Below are 12,942 nucleotides of genomic sequence, written 5' to 3'. Positions count from 1 at the left end.
CTCGCTGCCATGTGATCGGTATCTTCCATCTTCTCTGCCGTTTCCCATCCCGGGCGTACGTGCGTCCGCGGATTTCAAAGGGGGAAGCGGGTTCCTTGTCCTCCCACGTCGACTACGGAGGCATGAAATCGATGCTATACCCCGCTCAGAAAAAGGAGAATTCCATGAAATACCAGAAGCTTTGCGATGAAATCATCACAAAGGTCGGTGGTCGAGACAATGTGTTAGACGTGAGCCACTGCATTACGCGTCTCCGCTTCCACCTCAAGGATGAATCGCTCGCCCAGACCAATGAGCTTAAGGCGACGAAGGGCGTCGTTGACGTTATCCAGGCCGGCGGACAGTATCAGGTCGTGATTGGTGCCACTGTCGAGGCCGTCTACAACGACCTTGTTCAGATTGGCGGGTTCGACTCCAAACCCGCGCTCGATATCGATGAAGGCGACGACGTCAAAAAGAGCGATCCATTCTCGCGTCTGCTTGCCATCATCTCCGAGATTCTGCAACCGGTTCTTGGCGTGCTTATGGCCGGTGGCTTTATCAAGTCGATGCTCGCGCTCTGCGCGGTTGCCGGTTGGCTTGCCAAGGACAGCAATACGTATGTGACGCTCTCGGCAATCGGAGATTCGGTCTTCTATTACTTTCCGCTAATCATTGGCTGGACGTCGGCCAAGAAGTTCGGACTTAAGCCCGTTATGGGAATGGCGCTCGGTGGTATCCTCGTCTACCCGACGCTCGTTGCCCTTATGGGCGGAGATCCGCTCTACACGCTCGGCGCCGGCACGGTCTTCGAGTCCAATGTCTACGGTGATATTTTTGGCATCCCGCTGATCATGCAGAATTACTCATCGACGATTCTGCCTGCGATCTTTATCGTCTGGATTGCCTCCAAGGTGCACAAGGTCCTTTCTAACGCGCTGCCCGCGCTTGTGAGCTCGTTCTTCTCCAACATCCTGACGCTCCTCATTTGCGGCATCCTTGGCCTGCTTGTGGTCGGTCCGGTCATGACGGTCCTCTCCAACATCGTTGCCCAGATCATCTTGATGCTCATCAACTTCCAGCCCGCCATCGCCGGCTTCGTCATCGGCACGTTCTGGAGCCTGCTCGTCATGTTCGGCCTGCACTGGGGTATCATCCCGCTGTGGTTCCTCGATGTCGCAACCTACGGCTATGACCTCATTAACCCGCTCGTGTATGCAGGCGGTTGTGCCATCGCCGGCGCTGTGCTTGGCATGGTCATCCGAACCAAGGACTCCGAGGAAAATGCTGCCGTCAACATTCCCGCCCTTGTCTCTTCGATTTTCGGTGTCAACGAGCCTGCGCTTTACGCCATCTTGCTGCCGCGTAAGCGCCTTATGTGGGCAACCTTTATTTCCGCTGGTGTAGGCGGCGCCATTGCCGGCCTCATGGGTGCCAAACTCTATGCCTTCGGTGCCTCCGGCCCGCTCGGTTTCCCGAGCTTTATTAACCCTGCCGGCATCGACATGGGCTTTATCGGCCTTGTCATCTCCGGTGTGGTCGCTTTCGTTCTGGCTCTTGTCGCCGCTATGGTGATCGGTACCAGGAAGGACAAGGGCGGTAAGGCACTCAACATCTCGGTGGACTAGTCTTTTTGCGCACTTTGATTAAATATGCCTCGGACGGCGACGTGCCGCCCGAGGCATATTTGTGTTTCGTGCCGCTGCCAGCGTGTTTGCGGACACAAGTCTGCCGTTGTGGGGCAGCGGGGATTATGACGGTCGTGCCGCGGTGGAAGACGTACGGTCGCCCTGCAGGAGCTGACGGTAGGGGAGGAAGCCGATGAACGAGACGACCGCCTGCGAGTGCGCGGCGTTTCGCTTGAGGTAGAGCCTGACCTCGGAGGTCGTCGCGGGCTCGAGCGGCACCAGGGCTACCTTTCCGCTGGCGAGCGATTCCGCCGGCTTGCGCATGAGGAATGAGACGCCGGCGCCGCGCGCGACAAGGGAGATGATGTTCTCGGCTCGTTTGCCGGTGAACGTAACACGTGGGCCAAATCCAGCTTCGCGACAAAGGGAAAGGACGAGCTCGCTTACGAACGAGCCTTGGGGAAGCATGAGGAAATTCTCGTCGATAAGGTCGTCTATCTCGACGGTGTCACGTTCGGCGAGCGGATGGTCGAGTGGAAGGACGGCCACGAGCCGGTCGGTCGTAAAGGGAATCTTTTTGAACTCCGGCTCGATGGCGCCGCCGTCACGGATGAAGGCCAGGTCAATGTCCTCGTGCAGGAGCATGCGCTTGAGTGTGTCGCCCTCGCCCTCGATGAGCTCAACGGAATATGAGGGGTTCGCCTGCTGAAAATCGATGACGGCGTCCGTGATCCCATAAGGGGCCATAATGGGGATAGAACCTACGGTGAGGTGCTCGAGCGGCTCACCTGCGCCTATTTGAATGGCGGCAAGATAGCGGTGCTGAAGCGTCGCAATTTTTTGCGCATAGGGGAGGAGCGCTTCACCTTGCGCGGTGAGTGTTACGTGGCGCTGGCTTCGATCGATGAGCTTGCAGCCGAGTTCGTGCTCCATTGCCATGATGTGCTTAGAGAGGGTTGATTGCGACATGAAAAGCAGTTCCGCCGCATCAAGAAACGTGCGTGACTGCGCTAAGATGGCGAATTCGCCAAAGCGGCTGATATCCATAGGGAGGCCTCCGGTACCCTCATTTTGGCAGGTGGCCTAAACCACGACGCCGTTGCAGTGGTCGATTTCGTGTTGGATGATCTCGGCGGTGTAGCCCGAGAAGTTTTTGATGCGGTGGACGAAGTTCTCGTCCAAATACTCAACCTTAATGCGGCGATAGCGGGTACAGGGGCGCTCGCCGATCAGCGAGAGGCATCCTTCGCTCGTCTGATAGGCATTGACCTGCTCAAGAATTTGAGGGTTGTACATCAGGAGTGTCCTGTTGCCGTCCTTTACGCAGATGATGCGCTTGCGCACACCGATCATGTTGGCGGCGAGCCCCACGCACTCGTGCTCATGCTCGTGGAGTGTATCCAGGAGATCCTGCCCGGTCACGGCATCGTCGGGTCCCGCGTCTTCGGAAGGCAGGCGCAAAAAGAACTCGGATTTCATGATGGGCTTAATCATGGCGGGCTCCTCATGTCTTATGCTTTCATGGACTTTTAATAATAGCGCGGAAGGAAAGCTGCGCGTCCGCGTTACAATCTTTCAACGTTGGACCATGTTGCCAGATTCGTCGTGTACGGCGTCTGGCGTAAGTCTAGGGCTCATTTTTCGCCCTGGACCGTTCCTCTGGGGCGATGCGACTGTCGTTCCAAGAGGAAGGAAATGCATGGGGAGCAAATCTCAGCAACAAGTTCAAGTAACGCCATCGGCCTCTGCGGCGATTCTCGTCGTAATGTATATTGCAGCCTTTGTTGCCGCGTTTAACGAGAACATCATTAACGTGGCGTTGCACGACATTATGGCAGCCTTTTCGGTGAGTGCCACCACGGCACAGTGGCTCGTCTCGGGCTACATGATCGTGACGTCGATTTTTACGGCCATCATGGCCTTCCTGTCCGGCCGTTTCTCGACGCGCAAGCTGTTGTTTTTCGCATGCGGATGTATGGTCGCCGGCGAAGTCCTGTGTCTGATCGCTCCGTCGTTTAGCGTTTTGCTGCCAAGTCGTATTTTGCAGGCTGCGGGATCGGGCATCTTGTTTCCGCTCATGATGAACGTGGTGCTGTCTTGCGCCCCGCGCGAGAAGCTCGGTCTGTATCTGAGCCTGGGTGGTGCCTGCATTACGCTAGGGCCGGCGTTTGGACCTGTGATCAGCGGTCTTATGTGCACGTTGTTTGGCTGGAGGGCGGTGTTCGTAGTGCCGCTGGTGGGCGGCGTTGTGGTCGCTGCGGCGGGCGTAAAGCTTGTTCAGAATGTCGGAGAGCGCTCGAACACCACGCTTGACATTCTGTCGGTTGTTTTGCTCGCCGCCGGCATTACGGCATTTGTGTATTCCGTAGGCGAGTTCTCGACCAATCTGATTGCCGGCATCGTGGCTCTTTTCGCCGCCATTGTGCTGCTCGGCCTGTTTGCGGCCCGTCAGCTCAAGCTCGAGCATCCGGTGCTTAACGTGCGTCCCATGGCGAGCTTTCGCTTTTGGCCTGCGTGTTTGCTTGTGGTGGTGTCGATGATGACGACGTTCTCGATGAGTGTTTTGTTGCCGCTCTATTTTGAAGGTGCCTACGGCATGACCGCACTTGTTGCGGGCCTGCTCATTTTGCCGGCGATTGCCTGCAACGCCGTGACCTCGATTGTGGGCGGACGCGTGATGGACGCCCGTGGCGCATGGCCGCTGCTGCCGGTCGGCTTTGCCCTGATTGCCGTGGGGCAGACTGCAATCTCGATGACGGCGGCAAGCATGAACATCGGCGTCGTCGTGGCGCTGACCGTTGTGGTGTATGCCGGAGTCGGCCTGGTGCTGAGCCCCTCGCAGACGGCCGGCTTGGAGACGCTTCCTGCCGCTGAGCATCCTCACGGAACGGCATTGCTTAACACGTGGAATATGATTGCCGCGTCGTTTGGCCCGTCGCTGTTTATCGGTCTGCTCTCGAGTTCTGCGGCGACCGCCGGCGCGGCTGGCGTTGCGACGGACGTTGCCCAGGCGATTGGATTTGCGGCTGCCGTGCGTGTGGCGGCTGTAATTGCCGTGGTCGGGTTCGTGGCGTCGCTGGTGTACGCTCGTCGCGAGTCGCACATGTCGCATTAATGTGTGCACATAGATTCTGCAGCTAGATTGGATGGCGACACCATAAACTAATGGACGTTTTGCCAAGAGGCATGAATGTTTAAAGCGCAAAGAGTGCGCGACGGGCCCCGCGAATGGGGCGATGATGCCCGAGAGGGCCAAGAAGGAGTCTCATGTCCGAGAACGAAGAGATCATGAACGAGACCGAGAACGAGACCATGGCTGCCGAGGTCGAGGCAGTCGAGACCGTGGAGACCGAAGCTGCCGAGGTTGAGGCTGCTGACGAGGTTTCCGCCGAGGAGGAGGCCGAGGTTGTCGAGGCCGCCGTTGATTACGATGACGAAGAGCTGATGGACAAGATGCAGAAGGCCGCCCGCCTGCTGCGTAGCCGTCGCTTTGCTATTTCCAAGGAGGAGGAGGCCAAGGCCGAGCGCATGGCGAACATCGAGCGCGCCATCAAGCTCCTTGACCTCAAGCCCAAGATGGAGCAGAAGGAAATGTCCGACCTGCTGGGCATGCGCCTTCGTGAGCTCGATGGTCTGATGGCCGAGGCCGAGGCTGCCGATCTGGTCGGCCGCATCGACGACGCCGAGGGCGATATGCGCAAGATCGTTGTCTTCGCTGCCGAGGATGCCGCTGAGGGCCTGGTCGAGCTTGCCAACAAGAAGGAGAAGCTCCTGCCCGAGCTTTCTTACGAGGAGGCCACCGAGCTGATGGCCGCTCTCGATAAGGTTATCGCTCCGCTCGTCGCCATGGGCCTGGACGAGGACCGCGGTCCTCGCGGCGGTCGTGGCGATCGCGGTGGCCGTGGCGGTGACCGTGGCGGTCGCGGCGGCTTTGGCGATCGCGGTGGCCGTGGCGGCGACCGTGGCGGTCGCGGTGGCGATCGCGGCGGCCGTGGCGGCTTTGGTGACCGTGGCGGCGACCGTGGCGGTCGCGGCGGCTTTGGCGGCAACCGTGGTGGCTATGGCGATCGCGGCGGCAACCGTGGTGGCTTCGGCGGTAACCGTGGTAACGACCGCGGCGGTCGTGGTGGCGACCGTGGCGGCCGCAACGGCGGCGGCTTCCGCGGCAACCGCTTCTAGTTGGGTTACGCGGTTTTACCAAACCGCGTAACTAGTTGACGCTGCGCGCCCACCAGAGCGACAACTTGTCATTCAAAGAGGACGGCATGACCAGAAGGTCTATGCCGTCCTCTTTTCATGCCAATTTGTTCGCTCTGGTGGGCGCTCGCTGTCGGTGCCAAAACATCGACATTGCCATGATCCAGACCTGCTAAAAGATAGTCGTTGGGGACGTTCTTGTTTGACTAGTCGTTTAAGAACACCCAACGACTACATAGCATGAGAGTGGATAATCTCCCGGTTTGAGCCTGCATTCAAGTTCAAAGTGGGAGATTATCCACTCTCATTTGTTATGTGCCCGAAAATCCACGCTCGTTTCTACTCTGCCTACATTTGTAGGAACAGTTCGTGGAGGCGGGTGTCTTCGTCGAGTTCGGGATGGAAGGTTACGCCGAGCTGGCTGCCCTGACGGGCGGCGACGATACGGCCGTCGACTTCTGCTAGAGCCTCAGCGTCGCCGTGCACTTCGACGATGCGGGGCGCGCGGATGAACGTCAGCGGCACTTCACCGTCGATGCCGGTTACCTGCCCCTTGGTTCGAAAGCTGCCGAGCTGTCTGCCGTAGGCATTGCGCTCGACAAGTACATCCATGGTTGCCAGGCGCGGCGTCCCCTTATCGTCGTGGGCGGCAAGGTCGCGCGCCAGCAGAATCAAGCCGGCGCAGGTGCCCAGGACGGGCATGCCTTCAGCGATACGGGCACGAAGCTCCTCGAGCATGCCGAGCTCGGCAAGCAGCTTCCCTTGAACGGTGGACTCGCCGCCGGGAAGTACCAGACGGTCAAAGTCCTGCTTCAAATCAGCCGCCTGCCTCAACTCTATACAGTGTGCGCCCAGCTCGGACAGCCTCGCCTCGTGCTCGGCAAAAGCGCCTTGGACCGCCAACACGGCGACCGTTTGGTCTGCATAATCACTCATGTGCGATCCTTTCTGCTGGACTAGCGCCCGCGCTCCTCCATGATAATCTCGATCTCGTCGGCGTTGATGCCCACCATGGCCTCGCCCAGGTCCTCCGAAAGCTCGGCAATGAGCTTGGCATCGGTGAAGTTTGCCACAGCCTTAACGATGGCGGCTGCGCGCTTGGCGGGGTCGCCACTCTTAAAGATGCCCGAGCCGACAAAGACGCCCTCGGCGCCCAGCTGCATCATCAGCGCGGCGTCAGCGGGGGTCGCTACGCCGCCGGCGGCAAAGTTCACCACGGGAAGCTTGCCCGTGGCATGGACCTCGCGGACCAGCTCGACCGGAACCTGCAGTTGCTTGGCTGCCTCAAAGAGCTCATCATCGCGTAAAGCAACAACGTCGCGGATCTGCTTTTGGATCTTGCGCATGTGACGCACAGCCTGAACGACGTCGCCCGTGCCCGGTTCGCCCTTGGTGCGAATCATCGTGGCGCCCTCGGCAACACGGCGCAGCGCTTCGCCCAGATCGCGGGCACCGCAGACAAACGGCACGTCAAACTGGGTCTTGTCGATATGGTAGACATCGTCGGCGGGGGAGAGAACCTCGGACTCGTCGATGTAGTCGATCTCGATGGCCTGCAGGACCTGCGCCTCGACGATGTGACCGATGCGGCACTTGGCCATGACGGGGATGGAGACGGCCTCTTGAATGCCCTTGATCATCTTGGGGTCACTCATGCGCGAGACGCCGCCTGCGGCACGGATGTCGGCCGGGATGCGCTCGAGTGCCATGACGGCGCAGGCGCCCGCCTCCTCGGCGATGCGTGCCTGCTCGGGCGTGGTGACGTCCATGATGACGCCGCCCTTGAGCATCTGCGCGAGCTCGCGATTGAGTTTGACGCGATCGGCCTTGCTGGTCTGTTCTGCCATGGTTGCTCCCTTGGTTGGCATGTGCATTGCTTGACGGAACATCCTATCGGGGAGCTGGGTATGGCAAAATACTCAGTTTTCGAGATAATAATAAGGTCAGCTTAATACCAGATTGAACAGCTCGATAAGGTCAGGTGGCAAACTCATGCTTGACTACAATTTGGAAAAACGTGGCGAGGCATCGCTTTATGAGTATGTTTACCAGCAAATTCGAGATGATATTGTTGCTGGACGTATTGCGGCGGGGGAGCATCTTCCGTCTAAGCGCGCCTTTGCCAGTCATCTGGGAATCAGTGTCATTACCATCGAGAATGCATATAGCCAGTTACTTGCCGAGGGCTATATTTGCTCAATGCCGCGTCGTGGCTACTACGCTTGCGAGCTTCCGGATGCACCGGTTTTGCCTTTGGCTTCGGAGGGTATCGACCGAGATGCCGTCTCTGTGGACCCCAGCGCGCATGATGTCCGCGGGCGGGTCGAGCAATTCGACGCACTTTCTCCTTCCGCTTTGGAGGCGGCGCGGCTTTGGCAAAGCGCACTGCGGGCGACGCTGGCATCCGAAGACGAGCGCGAGATCTTTTCGCCCGCACCGGTACAGGGCACCGTTCGGCTACGATGCGCAATTGCTCATCATCTGCGCGGGACGAGGGGTATGAATGTCGACCCCGACAACATTGTTATCGGTGCGGGCGCCCAGCTGCTCGATACCATGTTGGTTCAGCTGCTTGGCGCGGACAAGGTGTATGCCGTTGAGGATCCGGGCTATTTGCGCCTGACGCGCATCTATCAGGCTATGGGCTGCCAAGTACGACATATCCCGTTGGATGACGACGGCGTGGACCTGAGCGCTCTGCAGAAAACTGGGACCGATGTCCTTCACCTTATGCCGTCCCATCAGTATCCCACCGGTCTTGTGACGAGCATTGCGCGTCGCTATGCGCTGCTGAGCTGGGCCGCCGAGCGACCAGGTCGGTACCTCATCGAAGATGACTTTGATTGTGAGTTTCGCCTTGCCGGCAAGCCAATTCCCGCGCTCGCGTCGATCGATGCCTCCCAGTCGGTTATCTACACCAACACGTTTTCGAAGAGCCTTTCATCGGCGTTGCGTTTGGCGTACATGGTGTTGCCCGATGAGTTAATGGAGCGGTTTAGGCGCAACCTTGGTTTCTACGCCTCGTCGGTGAGCTCTGTTAATCAGGTCGCTTTGGCGCGTTTGCTGGAATCGGGTGATTACGAGCGACATGTGAACCGCGTGCGCGTTCGTGCTCGCGAGGCGCGTGATGGCCTGATGGCGCTTGTGCGGAAAACGTTTCCGGCAGGGGAGGTTTCGATCGAGCATGCAGACGCGGGCCTTTACTGCACTGTGGTTGCGGATCGCGGAACGGGCGGAAGCTCTTTTGCGCGGGCCCTCACGCGCTCAGGTATTCCGTTCATCGATATCAGTGACTGTTACTGGTGTGCCGATGGCGCGTCTGTCCCTGAAAACCCGACTCGAATCCTTGTACAGTATGACGATTTGAGTCCAAACGTGCTAAATACCTTGGAATTGCAGCTAATGGGGGCACTCTGCAACCTAAGTGAGTAGACTTTTGGAACTTTGGCGATCAGGCAGTTTTGTAACAAGCTATCTACCTGCGGTTTTGAAAAGCAGGATGATCGGTCTGCTCGGGATGCTCCAAAAAGTCTACTCACTTGCCGCGCAAAGCTTCCGCACGAGAGAAAAAATGGGGTTTTCAACAGGGCTTCGTCCAGTTTTTGGCAAGCTTTTGGTCAGTTGGGGAGGGCTGTTGAAAACTTAGCGGTCCGTTCGGCGCCATTTTCGGTGCGTTCGCGCCAATGCGTGACTGACTGGGTTGAAATTCGTGTTTTCCTGTGCCTATGAAGGATCTACTTTGTGACATATCGGCTTTTAAGTACTGGCGTTTGCCCCCTCAGGTTCGCGCTTTGTGTCCGCCGCTTCCACGGCCGGAAGAAGACCGGCAGCGATATGACCTTGCCCGTAACCCGACGGCTGCGGTTGTGCTCGGCTTTCCGTTGTATACATTGGTTCGGACAAGAAACAAGCGGACTTGCCCTGCCAGCATTAGGCAGCGGCTGTTCCTTGGCGAGCTCCCCAGGGAATCCGTGCTGGAAACGGAGCATGGGTTTTTGGTTACGTCTCCTCTACTGACGGCATTCATCATGTCGCGGCATCTGACGGATCTTCAGCTTCTTTTGGTATTGGCGGAGATGTGCGGCTTGTTTGCGGTGTGCGCTCTGCCGGCGGCGCTTGAGACGGAGCTTTCGCGTGCAATTGATTCGGGCGCGATTTCGACAACGTTCGGTTGGGTGCGCTGCCCGTCCGAGGACTGCACCGCCTCAAATGTATGGTGTCGAGACGCTTTGGCTTTGGGCAGAGACCTTGACCGTTTTTGTTCAGATGTTTGCGGGATGCGTTACGGCAATAGATTTATGGCGGTATCGCAACTCGTTCCATTGGGTGCCGCGTCGCCTTTTGAGGTTGAGGCGTATTTGTTGCTTGGACTGCCGCGAGCCCTGGGAGGCGAAGGGCTTTGCGGCATAGAACTCAATGTCGAAGTGACGTTAAGTACAAGTGCTCGAGCGATTGTGGGAAAGTCCCGTGTGTATATCGATCTACTTCTGTCTTCGCCGGACGGCAGGCGACAGGTGGCCATTGAATGTCAGGGAAAGGCCTCGCACGGACGCGCGGGGGATGGCTTGCGTGACGCTGACCGCATGACGGCCCTTCAGGCCATGGGCTACGATGTACTTCTCCTGACACACAGACAGATATCCGATGAGGATAGATTTCGCGCGATCGTTAAGGCCGTATGCAGGATGCTCGATGCTGAATATCGTGATAAAAGCTCGGATGAGCAAAGGGCTGAGGCATTACTCCGGTCTGAACTATTCGTTGACTGGACAAAATTGGGAGTAATTGACGGAAAGACGCCCGTTAGACACAAAACAACTCGATCGTGGACGGTTGGGGAACTAAGTGAGTAGACTTTTGGTTTGATGGCGACCAGACCGTTTTACTACAAGCCATTTACCTGCGGCTTTATAGAACAATATGGATGGTGTGCTCGGCAAGTTCCAAAAAGTCTACTCACTTAGTTTTTGACGAGAAACCGATGCCGAAGACGGTCCTATTTCAGGGCGTTAACGAGTCCTCGAGACACAAAAAAGGCCCGAACCACGCGGTTCGGGCCTCAGCAGGCTAGAGGTTATGTCTCAGGCGGTTGGTTTAGCCAAAGTAGCGCTTGAGCAGGCCGGCGAAAGCCTTGCCGTGACGAGCCTCGTCGCGAGCCATCTCGTGCACGGTGTCGTGGATGGCATCGAGACCAGCGGCCTTGGCGCGCTTGGCAAGATCGGTCTTGCCGGCGGTGGCGCCGTTCTCGGCCTCAACGCGCATCTCGAGGTTCTTCTTGGTGGAGTCGGTCACGACCTCGCCCAGAAGCTCGGCGAACTTGGCGGCATGCTCGGCCTCCTCGTGGGCAGCCTTCTCCCAGTACAGGCCGATCTCGGGGTAACCCTCGCGATGGGCGACGCGAGCCATGGCCAGGTACATACCGACCTCGGAGCACTCGCCCTCAAAGTTGGCACGCAGGTCGGCAACGATGTCCTCGGAGACACCCTCCATCTTGGCGACGCCCACGACGTGCTCGGCAGCCCACTCGAGCTGGCCCTCCTCCTGCTTCAGGAAACGAGAACCGGGAACGCCGCACTGGGGGCACTTAAAATCCTCGGGCAGCTGGTCGCCGTCGAACTCTTCCACATAACCGCAAACGGGGCAAACAAACTTCATGATTCGATCCTTTCGATCGATGGCGATTGTGCGCTCGTCCGGTCCCGTAAGGGCCCTCTCCGGACGTGCGTCTTGACGAGTTCTATTATCCATAAATGCAACCAAATGTGAAGCCTATTAGGAATGATTTTTAATAAAACAATTTCGAGATATGAAGATGTTGATTGATTAACGATTGGGAGGCCGTCTGCGATCTTTGCTGAGTACAATCGGGCGAGCAAATGTTGACCTATCAACAAATGAAGGAGTTTCCTTTATGCATCTAGCCCGTCGTGCCTGGTGCCGAACATATCAGACGGTTTTTCGCATTGCATTGCCGATCCTGCCCTATACCGAGCCGCGCATTTTAGAGCATGCCGAGGATGTGCCCGCGGTGCTTCAAAAGCGCTCGATTCAGAAGGTCCTTATCGTGACGGATCCCGGCATTGCCCGTCTGGGGCTCACGGCACCGCTCGAGACGGCGCTCGCATCCAGGGGGATTGGCGTTACGGTCTATGCCGAAACGCGTGCGAACCCCACGGTCTCAAACGTGGAGGAAGCGGCGTTCCTGTATCGAGAGAGCGCCTGTCAGGCCATTATCGGTTTTGGCGGAGGATCAGCCATGGACTGCGCCAAGGGTGTGGGGGCGCGCATTGCGCAGCCAAACAAGCCCATCAACAAGATGCGCGGCCTACTGCGGATTCATCGTCTCCTGCCGCTGCTTATTGCGGTTCCCACTACCGCCGGTACGGGAAGCGAAGTCACGCTCGCGGCGGTTATCACCGATGACGAGACGCACTACAAATACCCCATTAACGACTTTGTGCTCATCCCGCGTTTTGCAGTCCACGACCCCGAGTTTACGTGCGGCTTGCCCGCTTCCATTACGGGGCAGACGGGCATGGACGCCCTGACGCATGCCGTTGAGGCCTTTATCGGGCGAAGCACCACGCCCTATACGCGTAAGATGGCGCGACAGGCGGTGCAGCTTATCCACGACAATTTGCTCGAGGCCTATGAGCATGGTGACGACATGTGCGCTCGTCGCAATATGCTTTTGGCGGCGTATAAGGCGGGCGTTGCGTTTACCCGCTCCTATGTCGGATATGTGCATGCCATCGCGCACAGTTTGGGCGGCCGATACGGAATTCCGCACGGTTTGGCCAACGCGATCATCCTGCCGCACATGCTTCGCGCTTATGGTGACGCCGCCGCCCCCAAGCTTGCCGATCTTGCTCGCATGGCGGGCATTGCGCCGGCTACCGCGCAGGATAGTCTTGCGGCCGAGGCCTTTATCGATTGGGTCGACCGCATGAACGAGGCCCTGGGAATCCCCAAATATGTCTTGGGCATTCGCCGCTCTGACATTCCCGAGATGGCGGCGCATGCCGATGCCGAGGCCAATCCGCTATACCCCGTTCCGCTTCTAATGGACCGCTTGGAGCTCGAGCATATGTACGAAGTCGTTGCAGGTGGTATGTTTGAGGACGAGAATTAGGAGGGT

Annotated in this window: 11 protein-coding genes; 6 read left to right on the top strand and 5 right to left on the bottom strand. The window is 58.1% G+C overall.

Features of this window, described 5'->3' with window-relative positions:
• Window positions 1–164 precede the first annotated feature (164 nt).
• A complete protein-coding gene (locus AAAX77_RS04340; protein WP_349104937.1) occupies window positions 165–1,607 on the top strand; it encodes a PTS transporter subunit EIIC in 1,443 nt (480 codons plus the stop codon).
• Window positions 1,608–1,730: 123 nt separating this feature from the next.
• Here AAAX77_RS04340 and AAAX77_RS04335 read toward each other — a convergent pair whose 3' ends face one another.
• Both AAAX77_RS04335 and AAAX77_RS04330 read right to left on the bottom strand, forming a co-directional pair.
• On the bottom strand, window positions 1,731–2,654 hold the full coding sequence (locus AAAX77_RS04335) for a LysR family transcriptional regulator (protein ID WP_052044040.1): 924 nt from the start codon (window positions 2,652–2,654) through the stop codon (window positions 1,731–1,733).
• A gap of 36 nt (window positions 2,655–2,690) precedes the next feature.
• Window positions 2,691–3,101 carry a peptide deformylase gene (locus AAAX77_RS04330; protein WP_195443843.1) on the bottom strand — a complete coding sequence of 137 codons (411 nt, stop codon included), beginning with the start codon at window positions 3,099–3,101 and terminating at the stop codon, window positions 2,691–2,693.
• Between the two features lie 205 nt (window positions 3,102–3,306).
• On the opposite strand from AAAX77_RS04330, the gene AAAX77_RS04325 reads away from it, so the two are divergent.
• Together AAAX77_RS04325 and AAAX77_RS04320 are read left to right on the top strand one after the other, a co-directional pair.
• The gene (locus AAAX77_RS04325; protein ID WP_349104935.1) at window positions 3,307–4,722 is read left to right on the top strand and encodes an MFS transporter; all 1,416 of its coding nucleotides are present in this window, start codon (window positions 3,307–3,309) and stop codon (window positions 4,720–4,722) included.
• A 152-nt stretch (window positions 4,723–4,874) separates the two neighbouring features.
• Window positions 4,875–5,786, top strand: a complete 912-nt coding sequence (locus tag AAAX77_RS04320) for a hypothetical protein (RefSeq protein ID WP_349104933.1) — start codon at window positions 4,875–4,877, stop codon at window positions 5,784–5,786.
• Window positions 5,787–6,152: 366 nt separating this feature from the next.
• Here the strand turns inward: AAAX77_RS04320 and pdxT are convergent, their stop codons facing one another.
• Together pdxT and pdxS are read right to left on the bottom strand one after the other, a co-directional pair.
• The gene (gene pdxT, locus AAAX77_RS04315) at window positions 6,153–6,740 is read right to left on the bottom strand and encodes a pyridoxal 5'-phosphate synthase glutaminase subunit PdxT (RefSeq protein WP_349104932.1); all 588 of its coding nucleotides are present in this window, start codon (window positions 6,738–6,740) and stop codon (window positions 6,153–6,155) included.
• A 20-nt stretch (window positions 6,741–6,760) separates the two neighbouring features.
• Window positions 6,761–7,651, bottom strand: a complete 891-nt coding sequence (gene pdxS / locus AAAX77_RS04310) for a pyridoxal 5'-phosphate synthase lyase subunit PdxS (RefSeq protein ID WP_022094325.1) — start codon at window positions 7,649–7,651, stop codon at window positions 6,761–6,763.
• A 145-nt stretch (window positions 7,652–7,796) separates the two neighbouring features.
• Here pdxS and AAAX77_RS04305 point away from each other — a divergent pair, with 145 nt between their 5' ends.
• Together AAAX77_RS04305 and AAAX77_RS04300 are read left to right on the top strand one after the other, a co-directional pair.
• Window positions 7,797–9,236, top strand: coding sequence for a PLP-dependent aminotransferase family protein (locus AAAX77_RS04305; RefSeq protein ID WP_349104930.1), 1,440 nt, complete (start codon window positions 7,797–7,799; stop codon window positions 9,234–9,236).
• Window positions 9,237–9,775: 539 nt separating this feature from the next.
• Window positions 9,776–10,657 carry a hypothetical protein gene (locus AAAX77_RS04300; protein ID WP_349104928.1) on the top strand — a complete coding sequence of 294 codons (882 nt, stop codon included), beginning with the start codon at window positions 9,776–9,778 and terminating at the stop codon, window positions 10,655–10,657.
• Window positions 10,658–10,898: 241 nt separating this feature from the next.
• Here AAAX77_RS04300 and AAAX77_RS04295 read toward each other — a convergent pair whose 3' ends face one another.
• Entirely contained in the window at window positions 10,899–11,462 is a 564-nt protein-coding gene (locus tag AAAX77_RS04295; protein WP_070097113.1) for a ferritin family protein, read from the bottom strand.
• A 253-nt stretch (window positions 11,463–11,715) separates the two neighbouring features.
• On the opposite strand from AAAX77_RS04295, the gene AAAX77_RS04290 reads away from it, so the two are divergent.
• Window positions 11,716–12,936 (top strand): iron-containing alcohol dehydrogenase, encoded by a 1,221-nt coding sequence (locus AAAX77_RS04290; RefSeq protein ID WP_349104926.1) that lies wholly within the window; start codon window positions 11,716–11,718, stop codon window positions 12,934–12,936.
• Window positions 12,937–12,942 lie beyond the last annotated feature (6 nt).

This window comes from Collinsella sp. CLA-ER-H6, from assembly GCF_040092305.1.
Classification (GTDB): domain Bacteria; phylum Actinomycetota; class Coriobacteriia; order Coriobacteriales; family Coriobacteriaceae; genus Collinsella.
Note: the sequence above shows the minus strand (reverse complement) of the source record. Positions and strands in the feature narration are given on the sequence as shown.